This window comes from Sediminibacterium sp. FW305-C-49 (assembly GCF_058231085.1).
Map to the genome: position 1 here is coordinate 833,426 of NZ_JBIQXS010000001.1, position 21,520 is coordinate 854,945.

The window sequence follows — 21,520 nt, forward strand, 5'->3', positions numbered from 1 at the left end:
AATACATTTCACCTTTCGCTGCAGGTTATTGCTTTTTCAATCTTTCATATTCTTCTTCTGCGAGATCACGGGCACTTCCATTGTATGCATTAAAATACTGGAAACCTAATGCTATACCCCAACCCAACATCACCCAAATAGGCCATGGGGTTCCTACAAAACCTGTAATTCTTCCGGTATTCATCCACCAAATGGCCCACAAAAAGGCTACGATGACGATATAAGCATAGAGGGTTCTCTTAAAAGAAGCTCTTTTTTTTGCGATACGCCAGAGTCTTTCGTCTTTTTGGTTTTCCATGATAAGTTGTTTAGGGAAGTCAATTTAGGCAAAAGCCTACAAATAAAAAAGCCCGTATCTGCTGATACAGGCTTTAAACTTATATTTCAGAGATTTATTTGGAGAAATAATACTGTCCGGATGGCAGTTTAAACAACCTTGTTTTTTGGTAAGCTTCAAAAGCTGCTGCTTCTTTCTGGTGTGTGTCTTTCCATACCTTATATGCATCCTGGTTCACCGGTTCAGCAAAAAGCCATTGATTGTATGCTTCAAATAAGCCTTCCCGAATAAAATATTGCTGCTGATCGAATAGCCCGAATGGGTATGCTGTATTGTTCTTAAACCAGTCTAACACCCATTTAGAACGGATGGATGTACTTGTTGCGGGCTGAAAACCTGCTGTTACAGTAGGTACAATTTTTTCTATTGTCTGTAAAACAGCTTTTTCGAAAGCGGATGAGCTATTTTTTTGTTGTTGTGTGATAACATTAGGCAAGAACAATTTTTGCCAGGCATTAAGTACTGCCTTTTTCACATCGGTGGTTCTTTCAGTAAAACTTTCAAGGTTTACAAAAAGTTCTCCATATAGTGCTACCCTGATCCAGTTACCGGTTTTTGTATAATAGATACAGGCATTATAATAATTGCTGCTGTAATTCGGATCAACACGAATACCTTTTTCCCATTGCTCAATCGCTTCTTCCATTGCATTATCCATCGCCAACAACTCTCCCAATTCATTGTATATAATCGTGCTATTGGGGAATTTTTTTAAAGCTGCTTTATACAATTTTGCACCTTCCTTATATGATGCGGTAGCTTTATAACACAAACCCAGAATCTGATATACCTGTTCATCTGCATCTACTCTTTCTGTCAATACTCTGCCGATCTGGATTGATTTACCAAAATCTCTTTTAAGATAACAGGCATAAGCCAGGTCTTTTTGTATGGAGATATCTGCAGGTGCCTGTTTGGCCGCGGTTTCCAATATGGCGATAGCATTATCGAAATCGCCTTGCATGAGCATGCTTTTAGCAGTTTCCTGCAATTTTTTTCCGGGCTCCTGTGCTGTTACCATGAACTGCGACAACATCAGAACTACCAATACTACTATACGCATAATTATATTTTAAACAGTACTAAGTTATTCTCCGATCAGGTGTGTCAATAACCCATCGCGTAATTTTGGTTCAAACCAGGTGCTTTTGGGGGGCATTACATTTCCGCTGTCTGAAATATCAAACAACTGTTCGATGGTTACCGGGTATAAACTAAAAGCTGCTGCAAAGTCGCCGCTGTTTACTTTTTTCTCCAGCTCTCTCAATCCCCTGATTCCACCCACAAATTCAACGCGTGTATCAGTTCTCGGGTCTTTTATATTTAATAATGTATCCAGAACATGGTATTGTAATACTGTTACATCCAATACACCGATGGGATCATTGGTATAGGCAGATGGTTTTGCTTTAAGCACATACCAATTACCTTCCAAATACATGCCAAACTCATGTAATACTGCAGGTTTTACTGGTTCAGTACCTTTCAATTGTACGTCAAACTGTTTTTCAAGTGCCTGAATAAAAGCCGTTGCAGTCATCCCATTCAAATCCTTTACCACCCTGTTATAATCCATGATCTGTAACTGGTTTGAGGGAAATAATGTAGTGAGAAAATAGTCGGCTCCCGGACCTGCGTCTGCTCCTAAAGCCTTTCTCACTTTGGCCGCAGATGCTGCACGGTGGTGGCCATCTGCAATATACGTGTAGGGAATAGCTGACTGAAAAATGCTGGTGATCTGATCGCAGGTTGTTGTATCATTTACAATCCAGATAGTATGCTGAATATCATCGTCTGCCGTGAAATCATACACGGGTGATTTATTTTCTTTCCATTTTTCAATGAGTTCATCCAAGGCATTATTACTTCTGTATGCCAGGAAAACATTTCCGGTTTGTGCACCTGAAATACGGATATGATTAATACGATCCTGTTCTTTTTCTGGTCTGGTAAATTCATGTTTGCGTATCACATCATTTTCGTAGTCGTCTATGCTGCTTACACAAACAAGGCCTGTTTGTTTGCGACCATTCATAATGAGCTGATAGATATAATAACATTCTTTTGATTCGCGAAACAATACCTCACGCTTCATGAATGCGTTGAGATTTTCTTTTGCCTGTTCATACACTTCCTGTGCATGAATATCGACTGTTTCCGGTAAATCGATTTCACTTTTGGTAATATGAAGAAATGAAGCCGGATTTCCCTGTGCTTCAATTTTTGCTTCTGTACTGTTTAAAACGTCGTAAGGTCTGCTGGCCACTTGCTTTGCCAGTTGTGGTTGCGGGCGTAATGCCCTGAAGGGTTTAATAATTGCCATTGCGCAAATATCCGTAAATAATTATAAAAGAAACGTTATGAAAGATATCCCTGCGCTATTCAATGATGCGGACGTAAGCATCTATAGTATTTTTAACGGTTTTTTGTTTAGTCAATAACCAGGAAAACAGCAGTATTCCTGTAATGGCGCATATGATTCCAGCCAATACATCTAGTACATAATGATGGCTTGTATATACGGCTGAAAACCATATGCCAATCATGATAGTTGTAAAAAACAAATTGATCGATTTCAATCTGAATTTCCAGCCGTAATACAATACAATGAGCGGGTACGCAGAATGTAATGAAGGCATTGCCGCAAATACATTCGAACTTTTTTCATACAATGATTTGAATATGCTTACATCAAAATATGTATCGAATCTCGACAAGCCTGCTGTGTTTCCTGGTGTTGCGGCTTGAAAAGCAAGACCATATTCCTGTATGTACCAGGGTGGTGCTGCCGGGTAAACATAATAAATGATAAATCCGATAATATTTACCAATAAAAAAGTTAATGAGAATTGTAAGAACCATTTTCGGTTTTTGAAAAACAGAAAGGCGGCAAAACCCAGTGGTACCGGCACCCAGCTCAGGTAAAAAAATCCGGTTACAATATCGAGCCAGGTTGTATGATTTGCCAACCAGTATTCATTAGGCGTAACTACTACTCCGTTTTGCTGGAAACCAAACCATTTTTTTTCTGCCACATACAAATCTTCTATATGCACCTGCTGGTAAAGATAATTGGGGAAGGCCTTCATGAAATCGAAAATGATCCAGAAGACAATAAATATAGAGAAGCCGAGAATAAATTTTCTTGTAATACGCGATAGGTAATAACAAACAGTAAACAATATCACCAAACTCAACTGGTCTTGTTTATATCCTATCAACCAATAACTTAATAATAAGTAAGCGGCTGAAACCGCAGTTGTCATCAGCAAATGCCTGGCTGAAAAAAAAGGTGCTGTTGATTTGTGATAACCTGTCATATCAGGGTTTAAATCTTTGCATTACTTCTTTGCCTGTTTGTTCGTCTACACCCTTCATTTCCATATACACCACATTAGGCGACCAGAATGTACCACCATCCACTTTTACAAATATCCGGCTTAGTACAGCCTGCTGGTTGTTGATTGTAGCATATACTTTAAACTGGTTGTCTTTTGGCGAACGCATCAGGTACATGGGGCGTTTTTTATAAGAAACAAAATGCAGTTTGTATGAATCTTTTCCCAGCACCTGCGATTTAATTCCATAGGCAAACACACGTTGTATATACGATAGTTCTTTTTTCTGTCCTCCCTCGGGGTAACGAATCCAGAATACATGCACCGGATCATCTTCATCCAGTTCGCCATTTTTATTGTATTTCAACTCACACACAATGGTATTGGTATTAGCAGTACGTTGCAGGTAAAAAAGTTGTTTGCTGTTTCCTTTGGGTACAGGAAATGTATCCTGTGGCTCAATGACTGTTTTGCGACTGTTGGTTGATGTTGGGTCATGCTGTGCGTAACCATTGTTGATAGAGAATAAACCAGCAAACAATAATCCCGCAATCACCAATGGTAATGCTGATGTTTTGGATGCTTTCAGCAATGCATCTTTTGCGTCGAGTGCTTTTTTAGAACTACGTAACCTATTGAGGGCTGTAATATTGGTAAGAACTGCCATTAATGTAAGCGGTAAAGTGAAAATCGACATGGTTTCGAGTACATGAAATTTCACGCCACTGATATACCATTTCCAGTCTCCGCCAATATATTCGCCTGCAATTCCACAGGCAATGGCCGATACACCAATGAGTACAATACGTTCAGGTCTTTGCATCAGTCCATCTTTACATTCAATACCCAATCCTTCTGCTCTTGCCCTTGTATAACTTACCATCATGGAACCAATCATGGCAATAAATGCAAATAGCGAACTCAGGAAATAATGATGCGCTATCAGGTAATAACAAATACCTAAAAACATAATCAATTCACTATACCTGTCCAGCACAGAGTCGAACATGGCACCAAAAGATGAACTCATTTTTCCAAGACGTGCCACCTGACCATCCAACATATCAAATAAACCGGCAAAAAGGACCAGTGCACCAGCCCACCCCACATAGGAGAGGTCGCCACGATTTCCACGTTCACCACCTTCAATAAAGATAATCGCTACGCCAATATTCAGTACAAAACCAATCATGGTTACCATATTGGGCGTAAGTCCGAGTTTAATCAACCCTTTTACAAACGGGTCGATTACTACATATATGGCTTTTTGTAATTTTATTCTTAACGGAACCTTTTCCATGCATTTATTCTATGATACAAATTAACTACTAAATCAGAAATCAAATTTAAAACGTGCCCTTACGCCCCAGGTACTGATATTGGGGTTTTCTTTATAATTGAACCTGCGTATCAGGTCTACCCTGAACAGTTTGAAAATATTTCCAATACCCACGCTTCCTTCAATGTATGGTTTCTTACTCAGCGAGAAGGTGGTAGGTACGCCTAATGTAGTTGGAAACTTGATCAGATCCGGGTTTTTATCCGGGTTATTCTGATCACGTATGCCGCCATAAATAATTTTCATACTCAGCAACTCACGTAATTTCAGTTTCCTTAACAATGGAATACGGTTAAAGATGAGTCCATTGAAATGATGATCGACCAATAATGTAGCATAATGATCGCTGACAAATTCCTGGAAATTCATCAGGTTATAAGAATTCAACTGGTAAGCATAGGTTTGGTTAGCGCGGTGAACTGTCAATAACTGGTATGGCGCCGAACCGAATGTATAAGCACCTTCCAGTACCATATCGCTATAACCGAGTTGCGACATAAATACTCTTTTTTCAACTCTCAGGTTGATGTTCTGGTAATTGTATTCACTTTTAAATATTCCTTTTACGCCGGCTGTAAAGCGCAGGGTGAAAATGGGATATTTATTGATGATGGGTATCCTGAATACTTTACCCTGGTAGAATTGCTCTTTGGGTGCCCAACGTACCTGTGCCGAAAATTCAGATGTATTAATAGAGGGTACATTTACCACAGATCCGTTCACTACTTTATTATATACGATAGAACCTGCAGGTGTATGTCGCCAGTTGCGATAACCTAAAGTATAGGATAACCTGTTTTGTAATTCATGTACATATTCAAATTTGAAGATGTCGTTATAAATCCATTTATCGTTATTACCTCTTTTGAATGAAAGGAAGAAATTGTCTTCCTGTACAAACTGCAATTCCTGACCAGGAATTTTTGTGTCATGCTGGTAACTGGCCCTCACATATTTCAGCGGGAAGGTATAAATCGATTTGTTATTTAATGAGTAGGTGGTACCCATAAAATATTTAAACTTCTCATCTTTAAAACCATACGCCCCATACCCTTCAAAATAAATACGTTTGCTGAGTTTGGGTGTTGTTCTTCCCCCCAGGCGAAGTTTAAAACCTTCTATCGGGTTAAAGCCATAAAAAGCTGCAGCAGGGCCAACTTCAAGCCATCCTCCACCTACCGATGTATAACCTGAGAACAGGAACATGGCGATCGCCATTGTTCTTCTAAACGATGGCATTTTTTCGAGGCTGTCGATATTGGAATAGATTTTTGATTCTGTTCCGGTCAATGTATCGTGCCTGTTCTGTTGCCAGAAACTATCGGGCAGTTTATCAACTTTATCGCTCTGTTTTACCAAAGCAGGCCCATCATATGTGGTATCGGCTCTTGCTTCGTTAATTTTGTAATTCTTGAATGACACAGTTCGCTCACCAAAAAAACCACCACTGGCACCTTTGGTAGCTGCCGCTTCTGCCATTACATTACTCTTGCTTAAATGATAACGGCCATCCGGATTTTGTTCAAAATCAAGATCAATATGCAGTTCACGAACAAAATTGAGGTTTACATTTTTGCTCAGGAACATATCAAGCTTCTGCACAGCATAGTTACCATCAAGCGTGATATACATATTACCCCTGAACAAAAGATCGTTTGTATTTCTAGGGGTAAAATACATTTTTATCAGCTTTTTACCCGTTTCATCCGTTATGGTGTCGCGGATATAAAACATATAAAAAGTGGGAGCCAGATCGGCTATGGGACTTAAAAACTGATAGGTAAACAGTGGAATATTGTCATCATAGATATCTACATCCATGATAAGCCTGTTCAGGTATTGACTCACACCATCGTTATCGATGTACTCTCCATAGTTTACACGTTTTTCTCCGCGTACAATCGATTTTGTCTTCTCCGGCTTCTTGCGATAATATTTCTGCGTGAGTTTTTCTTCCAGGTAAACCGGCAACAATGTTTTCCCTTTGAGCTTTATAGTATCTCTGTTCTCAAACAGAAACTGGTATTTACGCAACATTCTGTTATTGGCCAGTTTTTCCGGCACACTACTTAATGACACTTCCAGTTTTTCATACTGATCGTACTCTACATAATCATACTTCTCCGGGCGGTTTAGTGGTTTGTTGTCGATTACTCTCCTGATAAGATCTACAGCCGGATTGTTTTTGTTACGGTATTTCGCACGCTTGTTGGTGGATACGGTAACATTGTTCATTGCTTTAGGATCTGTTTCCAGTTCAAAATCAATAGTCTGTTCCTTACCGGGTGTAATTGTTTTCTGTACATTCAGGTATCCTACATAAGAAGCTATGATGATATTCACGCTTCCGGTTGAACGTAATGTAAATTGTCCCAGACTATCCGTTACTGTGCCACGTCCACCCTTAAATACTACGCTTACATATTGTAATGGTTGTTTGCTTACCGCATCTACAACGGTTCCTTTTATCACCGTTTGTGATATGCCCTGTATAAAGCCCAACAGGATAAATATGCCTATCAGTCCCCACCTTACAACAGCTCTTTTACTTTTCATTTTTTGTTATTATTTGAACACGAATTTTTTTTGTAACAGGTAATTGTAGGTAAACCCCACAATAAGAGATACGATGATTTTTGACACAAGGGGGGAAAGTCCAACATATTCTTTTACCACAAATACACCTCCCGATACCAATAGCAGGTTACCCATCCATACCAACAGGTATTTGAATGCCTGTTTGGGTATTTTTCCGTTGCTGGCGTCGAATACCCATACTCTTCCGAGTAAAAAGTTGGCAACACCACCTGAGATGGTTCCTGTAATACTGGCTGCCAGGTACCAACAATTGAATACTTCCGTCAATACAATAAAGACGGCAAAGTCAACAATGGTAGCCGCTAATGATGCAGCCTGTGCTTTTACAAAAGTAACCATCGGTCAAAAAACATTTAACCACATAATTGTGTGTAACAGCAAGTTGGTATATACACCTGCCAATATATCATCCATCATCACGCCCCATCCACCGGGAAGTAATTCTGTTTTCCTGATCAACAGAGGCTTGGTAATATCCAGTAATCGAAACAATATAAAACCCGTTACCATATAAGGTATTGTAACCGGTATAAAGAGCAGGCTGATCATCATTCCTGCCACTTCATCAATTACAACCCTGCTGCTGTCTTTACCCCATTCTTTCTCTACTCCTTTTGCAGCCCATATACCCAACGCAGTAACAGCCGCTGTTATTGCAAGTGCCGGCCATTCATACGAACCCGTTCGCTGTGCAAAATACCAAGGCACACAACAAAGTGCTGCAGCGATTGTTCCGCCTCCTTTTATATGGCCGACACCGGAACAACCGGCCATTATTTTCTGAACAGTCATCATAATGCTTCCACCAGATCCTGGTAATAGTCAAGACCCAAGTGTGTAATCAGATCCTCACCCATCATATGACGCAATGTGTTCTGCAGCTTGATCAGTTGTTTGAAAATATCATGTTCCGGTCTCAGCCCCGGTGCTGTTTGTGGTGATTTGAAATAGAATGATAACCATTCCTGTATACCACTCATATTGGCACGTTTGGCAAGGTCCATAAAGATGGCCAGGTCAAGTACAATGGGTGCAGCAAGAATAGAATCGCGACAAAGGAAATTGATCTTGATCTGCATTGGATAACCTAACCAGCCAAAGATGTCGATATTATCCCAACTCTCTTTATTATCACCATGCGGAGGATAATAGTTGATTCTTACTTTATGATACAGATCACCATACAACTCCGGATTAATTTCTGGTTGCAGGATATCTTCCAGTACACTTAATTTGGAAACTTCTTTTGTCTTAAAATTATCCGGATCATCCAGCACCAATCCATCTCTGTTACCCAGAATATTAGTAGAAAACCAGCCACGAATACCCAATGCACGCGCGTGCAAACCCGGAGCCAGTATGGTTTTCATGAGGGTCTGACCCGTTTTGAAATCTTTACCACCAATGGGTGTGGCAGTCTGTTTCGACAGCTCAATCAATGCCGGAATATCGCAGGTAAGATTGGGTGCACCATTTGCGTAAGGTACTCCGATCTTAATGGCTGCATAAGCATAGATCATACTGGGTGAAATAGCCGGATCATTATTTCTCAAACCTTCTTCAAAAGATACAATGGTTTCATGCACTGCAGAAGGTTCAATATATTTTTCTGTTGACCCACACCATACCATTACCACACGATCGCAACCATTTACTTTTTTAAAGTTTTCAATATCACTGATCACTTCATTGGCAAGATCCCATTTACTGGTGGCAGATTTAATATGTGTACCATCCAGGTTTTTCACATACGATTTATCAAATACCGCTTTCATGGGCTTGATGGCTTCCAGTTCAGGTTTGATGGTATTTAATAAAGCCGGCTCCAGTACTTTGGCATTGATGGCTGCTTCATATACATTATCGCTGTACACATCCCATCCGCCAAATACCACATTACTCAATGGAGCCAATGGTACAAAGTCTTTGATTAAAGGATACCTGTTCTCGGTTCTTTTACCGAGACGGATATTTCCCATTTGTGTTAATGCACCAATAGGTTGTGCCAATCCTTTGTTTACCGCCGCAACACCTGCAATAACAGTAGTGGCAACTGCTCCGAGTCCGGGAAGCAGTATACCCAGTTTGCCATTAGCAGGTTGTATTTGTTCTTTCATGTAGTTGTTTTTCTCTATTATTAATAATATCCAGTCTCGTCTTAGGCGAGACCAGACGTTTGAAACCCCATTTTATTTTTTTAATCCCTTCACCATGATACTAATCACCGAATCAATCCTTGTTTCCAGCTTGGGATATTTATTCCCCGCAAACAGGTCCTGTTCCAGTCCACGTAAGGAACTCACAATGATTAACGGCATAATATCCAGTTCCTTTTTAATTGCTGGATTGAATTCGCCATTTTTAATCCCAAAGCTGAGGATATCTGTTACCAGCTTTACTTCCTGCTGGTCGTACTCAGTATGCAGGTGTTTCATGCAACGCATATTTTCCTGCATTTCGCCTCGAACTACTTTATATAGGTTTGATTTTTTCTGGAGTGCCTTTACTTTGGTAATGGTAAAAGCCCGGAGTTTACCCTCTGCTGAAGCCGATTTTTCAGCCGCTTCCTTTGCATCATTAAATACTTCTGTCATCTCTTTACTGATGACGGCATCAAATATCTCTTCCTTACTGCAATAGTAATAATAGAGGGTGCTCTTACCCTTACCCATAGATCGGGCGATATCCTCCATAGTAGTTTTTTTCAGCCCAAACTGCTGAAATAATTTCTGCGCCTCCCTGAGGATGTCGTCTTTTACAATCTCTTCTTTTGCTGACAATATCATTTTCGACCAAAATCGTTTTTCGGTCCAAAAGTAGGTAAAATTCAAATTCGGTTGTAACCGTTTATAAAAAATCAGCCCTTACGTTGTGCAAAGTCTTTCATCAGCGAACAGATCGCTTCTACACTGCTTAGCGGCAATGCATTGTACATACTTATTCTTATGCCACCAACCGTACGATAACCTTTTACCCCAATCATGCCTTCTTTTTTACATTCTTCGAGAAAAGCTGTCTCGAGTGATGGATCAGTCAGAAAAAAAACAGCATTCATGAGGCTTCTGTCTTCTTTTTCAACAGTGGGTTTAAATACAGGTAAACTATCAATAGTATGATATAATAAATCTGCTTTTGCCTGATTTCTTTTCTCCATTTCTGCCAACCCGCCTTCCTGTATGATCCAGCGAAGAGTTAACATACTTATATAGACAGCAAAAACCGGTGGTGTATTCATCAGCGAGCCGGCAGCTATATGTTTCTGGTAATCCATGATGGATGGTAGCTGCCGTTTTACTTTTCCCAACACATTTTTTCGTACTACCACCATATTTACACCTGCTGCGCCCATGTTTTTCTGCGCCCCGGCATATATAAGGGCAAAGCGGTTATAATCTGCAGGTCGACAAAATATATCACTGCTCATATCGGCCACCAATGGCACTGTTGTTTCAGGGAAATGATGCCACTGCGTTCCTTCCACTGTATTATTGGTGGTGATGTGCAGGTAACTGGCATTTTCCGGAACCGTGAACTCTTTTCCTATGTAAGTATTGTTTCTGTCGGCGCTATCTGCCACCACAACTGCTTTTCCAAACAATGCTGCTTCGGTGGCCGCTTTTTTACCCCAGATGCCATTTACATGATAAGCTGCTGTTGCCTGGTCATCCAATAAATTCATGGGTACCTGCATAAACTGTGTGGTGGCGCCTCCATGCAGAAAGAGTACTTCATGTTCATCGCCTAAGTGCATCAGTTTTTTAACCGATGTAATGGCTTCATCCATCACCGATTGAAAATGTGTTGTGCGATGACCAATTTCAAGAATGGATAATCCCGTTCCGTTAAAATCATGAATGGCCTGAGACGCCTGCTCCATAACGGTTTGAGGCAGGATAGATGGTCCTGAGTTGAAATTATACACTTTCATGTTGCTTGCTTGAGAACGCAAGGTAGGAAAATAGCTGTTAGCTTATGGCTATCTGCTACTCATGCACATCGGTAACTCCGCCAGACACTGCATATTTCATAGCATCGGCGGCACTTACATCTTTGAGTGGTTTGATGCGGTCTTTGGGAACTATATAAGTGATGCCCGAAATGGCGTATGAATGTGGTACGTAAACGGTTACATGCTCTTCCATACCAAAATCGGCAGATGATTGTTGGGTAATAAAACCAATGCGCCATACATCAACGGCATCAACGTTTACCAGTACCGGTTTATCGAATTTCTTTTTGTTGCCTGCAAATGCTTCGAGGAAGTCTTTTACCGATGAATAAATAAATTTAATGCCCGGTGTTTTTTCCAATACGGTATCGAGCAGTGTTACCAGTCTGCCCACCACAAAAAGCGATGATATCCATCCTACCAGTAATACCAAGGCAATTACTACAACGAACCCCAATCCTGGTAAGCTTTTCAGGTTACCGGATGCATCTTTTTCGAGTAAGTCGGGAAATAAATTATAGATGAGATTGGGTAGAAAGCCGTCAATCCAGCGGAATAAACCAATGACCACCCAAAGAGTAATGCCAATAGGCGCAAGCACGATCAGACCCTGAAAAAAATACTGCAGCATTTTTTTCAGGTAGATGCGTAAGGTGGCTTTGATCTCTGTTTGACTCATCAGCTTGTATTTCAATGTAAAGTAACTAAGAAAAAGGCAATCGGGCTATTAACCGAGATATAGAAGCCGTAAAAACTAACAAGCGGGAGCATTTCACTCATCCCTTTTAAAAGCCGCTTAACACAGATTTAATCCAAAAAAACCTTTGGAAACTTTGGTTACGAATAAAGTTTCCTTAGTTTTGCGCCCGAAATAAGCGTATGGAAACACAGGAAAGAATATTGATGAAAGCGCATGAATTATTCATGCGTTATGGCCTGCGCAGTGTGAGTATGGATGAGATTGCCAATCACCTGGGCATGAGCAAGAAGACTATTTACCAGTTTTATGCAGATAAGGACGCACTGGTAGAAGGCACCATAGATATTGAAATTGCAAAAAGTAAAACAGATTGTACCTGCTTTCGGGAAGACAGCGAAAACGCCATCCATGAGCTTTTCCTGACGGTTGACAGGGCCCTGGAAATGTTGAAACACATGAACCCGTCTGTTATGTTCGATCTGGAAAAATACCATCCAAAAGCTTATCGCAAATTTCTTGACCATAAGAACAAATTTTTTTATGAGCTGATCAAATCAAATCTTGAATCGGGCATAAAAGATGAGTTATACAGACCGGATATTGATGTGGAAGTACTAACCCGTTTCAGACTGGCGACTATTTTCCTCATGTTCGATACAGAAACATTCCCCCCGTCAAAATTTACGGCAGCGCAGATCATTGCAGAAATCACAGATAATTTTCTGTACGGTATGGCATCTGCCAAGGGGCTCAAAATGATTCAAAAATATAAGCAACAAAGACTAAAAAAGTAAACTATGAGCAAAAGAAGAAAGATTCAAAGCATGGTTTTACTGTTGGGGCTGGCAATTAGTACAATTACCTACGCTCAGAATGCTACACGGCATGAACTTACCATTCAGCAGGCTGTGGAGTATGCCTATAAAAACAATGTACAGGTAAAAAATGCATTGTTGAATATACAGGTACAACAGCAAACCAACCGCGACATTACATCTGCCGCCTTACCATCCGTTACGGGTACATTATCGGGTAACGATTATTTACAATTACCGGTATCCTTATTACCTGGTGAATTTTTTGGTGGCGCAGCCGGCACTTTTATTCCTGTTCGTTTTGGTGTGAAGTACAATGCTTCTGCCACTTTACAGTTACAGCAGTTACTGTTCGACGGACAGGTATTTATTGGTCTGCAAGCCAGAAGAACTTCTATTGAGTTTCAAACCAAGAACAAGGAAGTAACGGAGGAAATGATCAAGACCAATATTCACAAGATCTATTATCAACTGGTGGTAAGTAAAACACAGATTGACCTGCTTGATGCCAATATCAGTCGCCTGAGCAAGCTGGAACATGATACCAAAGAGTTGTACAAAAATGGTTTTGCTGAAAAACTTGATCTCGACAAAATCGCTGTTCAGGTTGCCAATCTGCAGACAGAAAAACTGAAAGCACTGAACAGCATCGACCTGGGTTATATGGGATTGAAAACCTTACTGGGTATGCCTGTTACAGATACGTTGGTATTATCAGACAAACTGAGTGAAGACCAGATCAGCAAAGATTTTACACTGGATACGGCGTATAATTATACCGACAGAAAAGATTTTCAATATCTCTTACTTGGTAAAAAGCTGAATGAATTCAACATCAAGCGTTACCAGTTAAGCTACCTGCCTACTGTTTCTTTATCGGGTTCTTATACCAAGAATGCACAACGTAACAAGTTCGATTTCTTTGGCAAGGGCGACTGGTTCACAACTTCATTTGTTGGCTTGAATATCTCTATACCCATTTTCGACGGCTTTGCAAAAGATGCCCGCATCAAGAAAGCACGTTTCGAATTGAAACAGACAGAAAACCAGATCGATAACCTCAAACTGAATATCGACAATGAAGTAGCACAATCAAGGGTAAATTTCAGGACAGCGATCGCCACGATGAGTTTCCAGAAGAAAAACATGCAATTGGCAGAGAGTGTGTACAACCAGACCAAAAAGAAATATGAAGTAGGTACTGGTTCCAACACAGAGATTACCGCTGCACAGACCGACCTGGTTACGGCTCAAACCAATTATATCAGTGCCCTGTATAGTGCCATTATTGCCAGGGTGGATTATTTAAAAGCAATCGGAAAATTATAAATACCAATAAACCTAAGTATATGCAAAAGATATTCTCAATCGTAATACTGGCTTCTGCAGTAATGCTTGCCTCTTGTGGTGCAAGTTCTTCAGAAGGATCGGGAGCCACTGCCGAAAAAGCCAAACTGGCTGAATTAAAAAAACAAAAAGAAGGTATAGAAGCGGAGATCAGCAAACTGGAAGCTACCATCGCTAAACTGGACCCAGCTTCTGCCAAACCTGAAAACACCAAACTGGTAGCGTATGCTGCCGTTGCACCTGAAACATTTACCCACTACATTGATCTGCAGGGTAAAATTGAATCAGAAAACATTTCCTATGTTACCCCTCGTGGTGGTGGCGGACAGGTGAAAGCAGTTTATATCAAGCGTGGTGATGTGGTGAAGAAAGGTCAGCTTGTGTTGAAATTAGACGATGCTCTACAACGCCAGAGTGTTCTCGCTGCTGAAAAAGGACTTGAGACGTTGAAAACACAATTATCATTTGCCAAAACACTGTACCAGAAACAAAAAAATCTCTGGGATCAGAATATCGGTACCGAAGTACAACTGATTACTGCAAAGAATAATGTGGAGACACTGGAAAGTCAATTGAAAAGTGCAGAAGAGCAGGTTAAAATTTCCAGAGAACAACAACAGTTTACTGCTGTCTATAGTGATGTAGACGGTGTTGCAGAAGATGTAAATATCCGTGTAGGTGAATTGTTTGCAGGTGCTGGTCAGATTAAAATTGTAAATACCAATAACCTGAAAGTTACTGCTGAAGTACCTGAAAATTATCTTGACAGAGTAGGTAAGGGCTCTAAGCTGAGAATCACATTACCTGATATTAAAAAATCTGTTGAATGTGCCGTATCTGTATCTGGTAAAATCATCAACCCTATCAGCCGAAGTTTCTTTATTGAAGCCAAATTGCCCAATGATAAGGATTTCAGACCTAACCAGATTGCGCTTGTACAAATACAAGACTACACACTGAATAATGCGATTGTTGTTCCTGTAAATACTCTACAGAACGATGAGAAAGGAAAATATGTGATGGTGGCTTCCAAAGAAAACGGCAAACTGATTGCAAGAAAAAAGGTGGTAACGGCAGGTGAGTTTTATGGTGACAAACTGGAAATCAAATCAGGATTACAGTCTGGCGATCTCGTTATTACAGAAGGTTATCAAAGTTTATACGATGGCCAGGCCATTACTACCAGCAGTAAGTAATAGCATGAATCTGAAAAGATCAAGACACAAGATTCAAGATTAATTAAACTAATTGTATGAGTGCTTTAGAAAATATAAAAGGTAAGTTCAAGGAATTCGGACCTACTACCTGGAGTATCAAAAACAAAACATCCATCTACCTGATGATGTTGTTTGTGAGTCTCGCTGGTATCTTCCAATTCGTTACTTTACCCAAAGAGCAGTTCCCGGATATTGTTATCCCTACTATTTATGTACAGACCGTACATGTAGGTAACTCTCCGAAAGATATTGAGAACCTGGTTACCCGACCCATCGAAAAACAGATTAAGGGTATTACAGGTGCCAAGATCAAAAAATTTACCAGTACCTCTCAGCAGGATTTCTCAGCCATCATGGTTGAGTTTGATACGGATGTAAAAACCGATATCGCTTTACAAAAAGTAAAAGATGCGGTTGACAAAGCCAAGCAGGACCTGCCCAATGATCTTACCCAGGAACCGACTGTTCTTGAAGTAAGTTTCAGTGAACAGCCTATCATGTATGTGAACCTGAGTGGCGATTATGATTTGCCCAGGCTGAAAAAATATGCAGATGACCTGAAAGACAAACTGGAAGACCTTCCACAAATCAACCGCGTTGATGTAGTAGGTGCTCCGGAAAGAGAGTTTCAAATTAACATTGATAATTACCGCATGCAAAGTGCAGGGGTAACATTTGATGATATTACTGCAGCCGTTCAACGTGAGAACGTAGATATTTCAGGTGGCTTGCTGGAAGTAGGTAACATGAAACGTAACCTTCAGCTGAAAGGCCAGTTAAAAACTGCTTTCGACATCCAGCAGATTATTGTAAGAAATACCAATGGCGCACCTATCTATCTGAAAGATATTGCCCATATAATTGATACCATTAAAGAGAAAGAGAGTTATGCGCGTTTGGATGGTAAAAATGTGGTTACCCTGAATATCATTAAAAGAAGTGGTGAGAACCTGATTGAAACAAGTGATGGCGTAAAGAAAATTGTAGAAGAAGGAAAAAGTGTGATTTACCCAACCGACATGAAAGCGGTAATTACCGGCGATCAAAGTATACAAACCAGAACTTCTTTCAATGAACTGGTTAACTCCATTGTCATTGGTTTCGTACTCGTATTAATTGTACTCATGTTCTTTATGGGTGTAGTAAATGCCTTCTTTGTGGCATTGTCTGTACCACTGAGTATGTTCGTAGCATTTGTATTCTTACCGGGCGCCGACCTGATAGTAGGAACACATGTTACACTTAACTTTATTGTACTCTTTGCGTTATTATTTGGTCTGGGTATTATTGTAGATGATGCGATTGTGGTAATTGAAAATACACACAGGATATTTATTGAGGGAAAAGGGAAACTCACCACCGCATTCTCTGCAAGAGTCGCTGCAGGTGAAGTATTTATTCCGGTTCTGGCAGGTACACTTACCACGCTGGCACCATTCTTCCCGCTTCTATTCTGGCCGGGTATCATTGGTAAGTTCATGGTTTATCTGCCTACGATGCTCATTTTTACACTTGCGGCATCGCTGGTGGTAGCATTTATCATGAACCCCATTTTCGCGGTTGATTTCATGAATCACCCTGAAGGTGAAGAAAAAGAGGCTAAGAGTGCCATCTTTAAGAAAAAAGGTTTCTGGATCGCTATTGTACTCGGCATTCTGCTGGATATCATGGGCGCTACTTTCTGGGGCAACCTACTGTTGTTCTTCATGATACTGATCGTGTTCAACCGTTATGTACTGGATGATGCGATTCACAATTTCCAGAACAAGGCTTTGCCCTGGATCATGAGTCATTATGAAAGTCTGTTACGCTGGGCATTGAATGGTTGGAGACCTGTACACTTATTATTGGGTACCATTGCTCTGTTCTTCATATCTCTTTTCATTTTCGTAGCATCAGTTGGCAGCGGACGTATTCCGGTTGCTTTCTTTCCGAAAGGAGATCCGAACCAGATTTTTGTATACCTGAAATTACCCGTAGGTACCAATGTAGAGTTTACCGATTCTGTCACCAAAGTATTGGAAGGTCGTGTAAACAAAATTCTGGGTACCGAGAATGGCAAACAGAATCCAATTGTTGAAAGTATCATCAGTAATGTGGCCGTTGGTGCCGGTGACCCTACTGCTGGCGACAGAAGTACAAGAAGCGAACTCGGAAGAATACAGGTTTCATTTGTTGAATTTGAGAAAAGACACGGTGTTTCCACAAGACCTTTCCTCGACCAGATTCGTGCTTCTATGAAAGGAATTCCAGGTGCTGAGATTAGTGTTGACCAGGAAAATGGCGGGCCTCCCACCGATCCTCCTATCAATATTGAAATTGCCAGTGAAGATTTTGATGCGATGATTAAAGGCGCTACTTCACTCAAAAACTACCTCGATTCTATACAGGTTGCAGGTGTGGAAGAGTTGAAGATGGATGTTGATCTCAAAAATCCAGAGATTACACTGATAGTCGACAGACAACGCGCTTTGATTGAAGGTGTATCTACGGCTCAGATTGGTATGGAAATACGTACCGCCTTATTTGGTAGAGAAGTGTCAAAAATTAAAGAAGGAAAAGAAGAATACAAGATTCAATTGCGCAATAATGAAATGCAGCGTAAAAGCTTAACCGACCTGTTGAATATGCGTATCTCTTTCCGTGATATGGCAGCAGGAGGTGCAGTAAAACATATTCCAATCAGTGCATTGGTAAAAGTTGAACCTACAAGTACATTGGGTAGTGTGAAAAGAAAGAACCAGAAGCGATTGATCACACTGCGTTCAAATGTATTAACAACAGAAGGTTATAACGCCACTGCCGTGAATGCTGAACTGGCCAAACATATTGCCAACTTCAAAGGCTTACCAGATGCTGTTACCGTTAAACAAACAGGTGAAGGTGAGCAGCAGGCTGAAACAGGCGCGTTCCTTTTCAAAGCACTGTTGATTGCATTAGGTTTGATTTTGCTGATCCTTGTATTACAGTTTAATAGTGTAAGCAAGCCAGTCATCATCTTAACTGAAATTATATTCAGTGTAATTGGGGTCTTCTTAGGGTTCAGTATTACGGGTATGGAAGTATCGGTACTCATGACCGGATTGGGAATTGTGGGTCTGGCAGGTATTGTGGTAAAGAATGGTATCCTCGTAATTGAGTTTGCAGATGAACTGAGAGCAAGAGGAATGAAAACAAGAGAGGCTGTAATTGAAGCGGGTAAAACACGTATCATACCAGTATTGTTAACCGCACTGGCCGCCATCCTGGCCTTTATACCCATTGCGGTTGGTTTCAATATCAACTTTATTACTCTGTTCTCTGAACTCAATCCAAGAATATTCTTTGGAGGTGATAACGTAGTGTTCTGGAAGCCATTGAGCTGGACCATCATCTTTGGTCTTGCCTTTGCCTTCTTTATGACACTGATTATTGTACCTGCGATGTACCTGATCTCAGAACGTTTACGCAGACCTATGCGCAGGATGTTTGGTGGTAAATGGATCAGCTTTATGGGTATTCCGCCATTAACGATCATCTTCTTATTGCTGATGGTAGTGGCATTGATTAAAAACAGGATTGCGAGAAAAAAACGTGAAAAACGTTTGAAGAATGTAACAACCGTGAACCAGACATTTACAGGAAGCTGGTTCTAGAAAGACAGTTTACAGTTGGTTTTTGGTAATAATCCACAACGCCGCCCCTGTTCCCAGGGGCGGCTCTTTTTTGCGGGAAATACGCACTGTTTTCTGTGTATCTCTGTGTCTTATTTGGCAATCTATATGAATAAATACAGTAGCGCAGAATATCCTTTACAGACACTAACCTACCAACTAATTGGTGTAGGTATGGAGATACACAGGTCACTTGGAAAAGGCTTTTCAGAAATTGTGTATAAGGATGCTTTTGAATACGAATTACAGTGCAGGGGTATTTTATATGAAAGAGAAAAAGAATATACTGTTACCTATAAAAATATTATTCTGCCGCACAAATTTTTTGCTGACTTTGTTATTGAGAACTGTATTATTTTAGAAATCAAATCAAAAGCCGGGATAATTGAACAACACCAGGCACAGGTAATGAATTATCTGGCTGTTTCAAAATTACAGGTTTGGCTACTTTTGAATTTCCATGACCGCTCTTTTCAATATAAGAGAATGGTTTTAACAAAGTAATCTGCGAATCTGCGGCAAAAATAAGCAGCCGCAGATTCGCAGATTATGTAATGATTTTAAGAATTAAACTACTTATTTAAAAATTATCAGATGAAACAAAACCATGAAATAGATTATAAAATTTACGGGGAGGAGATGCAGTATGTAGAGGTTGAACTCGACCCAAATGAAACTGCCATTGCCGAACCCGGGGCTTTTATGATGATGGAAGACGGTATACAGATGGAAACCCTGTTTGGTGACGGTAGTAAACAACAAGGCGGATTACTCGGCAAACTCCTCAATGCAGGTAAACGTGTACTGGTAGGTGAAAACTTATTCATGACCGCTTTTACCAATGTTACGGGTGGTATTAAAACCGTAAGCTTCGCCTCACCTTACCCGGGTAAAATTATTCCCATTGATCTTTCCCGTTTCCAGAACAAAGTGATCTGTCAGAAAGATGCATTTCTCTGTGCCGCCAAAGGCGTAAGTGTGGGTCTTGAGTTCCAGCGTAAACTGGGTACTGGCTTATTTGGTGGTGAAGGTTTTATCATGGAAAAACTGGAGGGCGATGGTATGTGCTTTCTACATGCTTGCGGACACGTCATACAAAAACAATTACAGCCCGGCGAAATGCTGAAGGTAGATACCGGCTGTATTGTAGGTTTTACTTCGGGTATTGATTATGATATACAATTTGTAGGCGGTATTAAGAATACTATTTTTGGTGGCGAAGGTTTATTCTTTGCTACGTTGAGAGGTCCAGGTATTGTTTGGATACAGACCTTACCCATCAGTCGACTTGCCGGGCGCATTCTTGCTTATGGTACCTATAACAGAAAAGAAGAAGGAAGTATTTTGGGTGGTATCGGTAATATATTGGATGGTGATGGTTGGAGATAATTTTCCTACCCCGGATTAAAATCCGGGGCAAGGTTGTTCAGTAAATATACCTTAGCAGGATATGGAGATTACTAGTGCGGGTTCTTTAAAAGATTTTTTTGATCGAAAAGTAGCGCAATACAACCAGCCTTCTTTTATTCAGGATGATCCAATCTGCGTGCCCCATAGCTTCTCAAAAAAACAGGATATTGAAATTGCCGGTTTCTTTGCGTCCATTTTTGCCTGGGGTAACAGAACCACCATCATACAAAAATCATTTGAACTAATGGTGTTGATGGATCATCAGCCTCATCAGTTCTGTTTACAACATACTGATAAAGATCTTCGGCAACTTCTTTCTTTCAAACACAGAACATTCAATACAACAGATCTACTATACTTTATTGCCTTTCTAAAATTTCATTACAGTAAACATGATTCTTTAGAGCAGGCTTTTACGCTGTCTGCTACCAACGATATGGAAATAAGGCTTACACATTTCCATAATTATTTCTTCTCTTTACCTGATGCCCCTCTGCGAACCAAAAAACATATTGCCACACCCTTTAAAGGTTCTTCCTGTAAAAGACTGAATATGTTTTTGCGGTGGATGGTAAGAAATGATAAAGCAGGTGTTGATTTTGGTATCTGGAAGAAAATAAAACCATCAGAACTAATTTGTCCGATTGATTTGCATGTGGCCAGGGTGGCTAAACGCTTTCAGCTATTAGACCGTAAACAGATGGATTGGAAGGCTGCTATAGAGCTTAGTAATTATTTACGTGAACTTGATCCGAATGATCCGGTGAAATATGATTTTGCCCTTTTTGGTTTAGGCGTAATCGAAAAATATTAAACC

Annotated in this window: 19 protein-coding genes; 7 read left to right on the plus strand and 12 right to left on the minus strand. The window is 40.4% G+C overall.

The genetic code is table 11. The features are described 5' to 3' along the window. Window positions 1-25: 25 nt before the first annotated feature. The 12 genes from ACH3Z1_RS03360 to ACH3Z1_RS03415 all read right to left on the minus strand — a co-directional run bounded on the left by ACH3Z1_RS03360 (window position 26) and on the right by ACH3Z1_RS03415 (window position 12,240). The gene (locus ACH3Z1_RS03360) at window positions 26-298 is read right to left on the minus strand and encodes a 2TM domain-containing protein (RefSeq protein WP_490820435.1); all 273 of its coding nucleotides are present in this window, start codon (window positions 296-298) and stop codon (window positions 26-28) included. A gap of 94 nt (window positions 299-392) precedes the next feature. Beyond that, window positions 393-1,400 (minus strand): tetratricopeptide repeat protein, encoded by a 1,008-nt coding sequence (locus ACH3Z1_RS03365; RefSeq protein WP_490820436.1) that lies wholly within the window; start codon window positions 1,398-1,400, stop codon window positions 393-395. A gap of 24 nt (window positions 1,401-1,424) precedes the next feature. Next, the gene (locus ACH3Z1_RS03370; RefSeq protein ID WP_490820437.1) at window positions 1,425-2,660 is read right to left on the minus strand and encodes a DUF1015 domain-containing protein; all 1,236 of its coding nucleotides are present in this window, start codon (window positions 2,658-2,660) and stop codon (window positions 1,425-1,427) included. Window positions 2,661-2,715: 55 nt separating this feature from the next. Further along, window positions 2,716-3,657: a phosphatase PAP2 family protein gene (locus ACH3Z1_RS03375; protein ID WP_490820438.1), complete on the minus strand. Its 942-nt coding sequence runs from the start codon at window positions 3,655-3,657 to the stop codon at window positions 2,716-2,718. 1 nt (window position 3,658) lies between these two features. After that, a complete protein-coding gene (locus ACH3Z1_RS03380; RefSeq protein ID WP_490820439.1) occupies window positions 3,659-4,975 on the minus strand; it encodes a DUF4833 domain-containing protein in 1,317 nt (438 codons plus the stop codon). A 33-nt stretch (window positions 4,976-5,008) separates the two neighbouring features. Next, the gene (locus ACH3Z1_RS03385) at window positions 5,009-7,570 is read right to left on the minus strand and encodes a DUF5686 and carboxypeptidase-like regulatory domain-containing protein (protein WP_490820440.1); all 2,562 of its coding nucleotides are present in this window, start codon (window positions 7,568-7,570) and stop codon (window positions 5,009-5,011) included. 9 nt (window positions 7,571-7,579) lie between these two features. Beyond that, window positions 7,580-7,951, minus strand: a complete 372-nt coding sequence (locus tag ACH3Z1_RS03390) for a GtrA family protein (RefSeq protein ID WP_490820441.1) — start codon at window positions 7,949-7,951, stop codon at window positions 7,580-7,582. A 3-nt stretch (window positions 7,952-7,954) separates the two neighbouring features. Next, entirely contained in the window at window positions 7,955-8,404 is a 450-nt protein-coding gene (locus ACH3Z1_RS03395) for a phosphatidylglycerophosphatase A family protein (RefSeq protein WP_490820442.1), read from the minus strand. Further along, window positions 8,404-9,729 carry an inositol-3-phosphate synthase gene (locus tag ACH3Z1_RS03400; protein WP_490820443.1) on the minus strand — a complete coding sequence of 442 codons (1,326 nt, stop codon included), beginning with the start codon at window positions 9,727-9,729 and terminating at the stop codon, window positions 8,404-8,406. The genes ACH3Z1_RS03395 and ACH3Z1_RS03400 overlap by 1 nt, the downstream gene beginning before the upstream one ends. A gap of 72 nt (window positions 9,730-9,801) precedes the next feature. Beyond that, window positions 9,802-10,398: a TetR/AcrR family transcriptional regulator gene (locus ACH3Z1_RS03405; RefSeq protein ID WP_490820444.1), complete on the minus strand. Its 597-nt coding sequence runs from the start codon at window positions 10,396-10,398 to the stop codon at window positions 9,802-9,804. A gap of 71 nt (window positions 10,399-10,469) precedes the next feature. Next, a complete protein-coding gene (gene serC, locus ACH3Z1_RS03410; RefSeq protein WP_490820445.1) occupies window positions 10,470-11,540 on the minus strand; it encodes a 3-phosphoserine/phosphohydroxythreonine transaminase in 1,071 nt (356 codons plus the stop codon). Between the two features lie 55 nt (window positions 11,541-11,595). Continuing rightward, the gene (locus ACH3Z1_RS03415) at window positions 11,596-12,240 is read right to left on the minus strand and encodes a DUF502 domain-containing protein (protein WP_490820446.1); all 645 of its coding nucleotides are present in this window, start codon (window positions 12,238-12,240) and stop codon (window positions 11,596-11,598) included. A 200-nt stretch (window positions 12,241-12,440) separates the two neighbouring features. Between ACH3Z1_RS03415 and ACH3Z1_RS03420 the strand changes: the two genes are divergently transcribed. From ACH3Z1_RS03420 to ACH3Z1_RS03450, 7 genes are all read left to right on the plus strand, one after another. After that, a complete protein-coding gene (locus tag ACH3Z1_RS03420) occupies window positions 12,441-13,055 on the plus strand; it encodes a TetR/AcrR family transcriptional regulator (RefSeq protein ID WP_490820447.1) in 615 nt (204 codons plus the stop codon). A gap of 3 nt (window positions 13,056-13,058) precedes the next feature. Beyond that, a complete protein-coding gene (locus ACH3Z1_RS03425) occupies window positions 13,059-14,405 on the plus strand; it encodes a TolC family protein (RefSeq protein WP_490820449.1) in 1,347 nt (448 codons plus the stop codon). A gap of 20 nt (window positions 14,406-14,425) precedes the next feature. Further along, the gene (locus ACH3Z1_RS03430; RefSeq protein WP_490820450.1) at window positions 14,426-15,619 is read left to right on the plus strand and encodes an efflux RND transporter periplasmic adaptor subunit; all 1,194 of its coding nucleotides are present in this window, start codon (window positions 14,426-14,428) and stop codon (window positions 15,617-15,619) included. A gap of 56 nt (window positions 15,620-15,675) precedes the next feature. Next, on the plus strand, window positions 15,676-19,275 hold the full coding sequence (locus ACH3Z1_RS03435) for an efflux RND transporter permease subunit (protein WP_490820451.1): 3,600 nt from the start codon (window positions 15,676-15,678) through the stop codon (window positions 19,273-19,275). 126 nt (window positions 19,276-19,401) lie between these two features. Continuing rightward, on the plus strand, window positions 19,402-19,797 hold the full coding sequence (locus ACH3Z1_RS03440) for a GxxExxY protein (protein WP_490820452.1): 396 nt from the start codon (window positions 19,402-19,404) through the stop codon (window positions 19,795-19,797). A gap of 90 nt (window positions 19,798-19,887) precedes the next feature. After that, on the plus strand, window positions 19,888-20,682 hold the full coding sequence (locus ACH3Z1_RS03445) for a TIGR00266 family protein (RefSeq protein ID WP_490820453.1): 795 nt from the start codon (window positions 19,888-19,890) through the stop codon (window positions 20,680-20,682). Window positions 20,683-20,743: 61 nt separating this feature from the next. Beyond that, window positions 20,744-21,517 (plus strand): TIGR02757 family protein, encoded by a 774-nt coding sequence (locus ACH3Z1_RS03450; protein ID WP_490820454.1) that lies wholly within the window; start codon window positions 20,744-20,746, stop codon window positions 21,515-21,517. Window positions 21,518-21,520: the final 3 nt, after the last annotated feature.

Coding starts and splice junctions, on each gene's coding strand:
- serC (WP_490820445.1), bottom strand. CDS start 11,540: ATGAAAGTGTATAATTTCAACTCAGGACCATCTATCCTGCCTCAAACC.
- ACH3Z1_RS03415 (WP_490820446.1), bottom strand. CDS start 12,240: ATGAGTCAAACAGAGATCAAAGCCACCTTACGCATCTACCTGAAAAAA.
- ACH3Z1_RS03390 (WP_490820441.1), bottom strand. CDS start 7,951: ATGGTTACTTTTGTAAAAGCACAGGCTGCATCATTAGCGGCTACCATT.
- ACH3Z1_RS03445 (WP_490820453.1), top strand. CDS start 19,888: ATGAAACAAAACCATGAAATAGATTATAAAATTTACGGGGAGGAGATG.
- ACH3Z1_RS03385 (WP_490820440.1), bottom strand. CDS start 7,570: ATGAAAAGTAAAAGAGCTGTTGTAAGGTGGGGACTGATAGGCATATTT.
- ACH3Z1_RS03360 (WP_490820435.1), bottom strand. CDS start 298: ATGGAAAACCAAAAAGACGAAAGACTCTGGCGTATCGCAAAAAAAAGA.
- ACH3Z1_RS03430 (WP_490820450.1), top strand. CDS start 14,426: ATGCAAAAGATATTCTCAATCGTAATACTGGCTTCTGCAGTAATGCTT.
- ACH3Z1_RS03440 (WP_490820452.1), top strand. CDS start 19,402: ATGAATAAATACAGTAGCGCAGAATATCCTTTACAGACACTAACCTAC.
- ACH3Z1_RS03395 (WP_490820442.1), bottom strand. CDS start 8,404: ATGACTGTTCAGAAAATAATGGCCGGTTGTTCCGGTGTCGGCCATATA.
- ACH3Z1_RS03450 (WP_490820454.1), top strand. CDS start 20,744: ATGGAGATTACTAGTGCGGGTTCTTTAAAAGATTTTTTTGATCGAAAA.
- ACH3Z1_RS03400 (WP_490820443.1), bottom strand. CDS start 9,729: ATGAAAGAACAAATACAACCTGCTAATGGCAAACTGGGTATACTGCTT.
- ACH3Z1_RS03370 (WP_490820437.1), bottom strand. CDS start 2,660: ATGGCAATTATTAAACCCTTCAGGGCATTACGCCCGCAACCACAACTG.
- ACH3Z1_RS03420 (WP_490820447.1), top strand. CDS start 12,441: ATGGAAACACAGGAAAGAATATTGATGAAAGCGCATGAATTATTCATG.
- ACH3Z1_RS03375 (WP_490820438.1), bottom strand. CDS start 3,657: ATGACAGGTTATCACAAATCAACAGCACCTTTTTTTTCAGCCAGGCAT.
- ACH3Z1_RS03380 (WP_490820439.1), bottom strand. CDS start 4,975: ATGGAAAAGGTTCCGTTAAGAATAAAATTACAAAAAGCCATATATGTA.
- ACH3Z1_RS03435 (WP_490820451.1), top strand. CDS start 15,676: ATGAGTGCTTTAGAAAATATAAAAGGTAAGTTCAAGGAATTCGGACCT.
- ACH3Z1_RS03405 (WP_490820444.1), bottom strand. CDS start 10,398: ATGATATTGTCAGCAAAAGAAGAGATTGTAAAAGACGACATCCTCAGG.
- ACH3Z1_RS03365 (WP_490820436.1), bottom strand. CDS start 1,400: ATGCGTATAGTAGTATTGGTAGTTCTGATGTTGTCGCAGTTCATGGTA.
- ACH3Z1_RS03425 (WP_490820449.1), top strand. CDS start 13,059: ATGAGCAAAAGAAGAAAGATTCAAAGCATGGTTTTACTGTTGGGGCTG.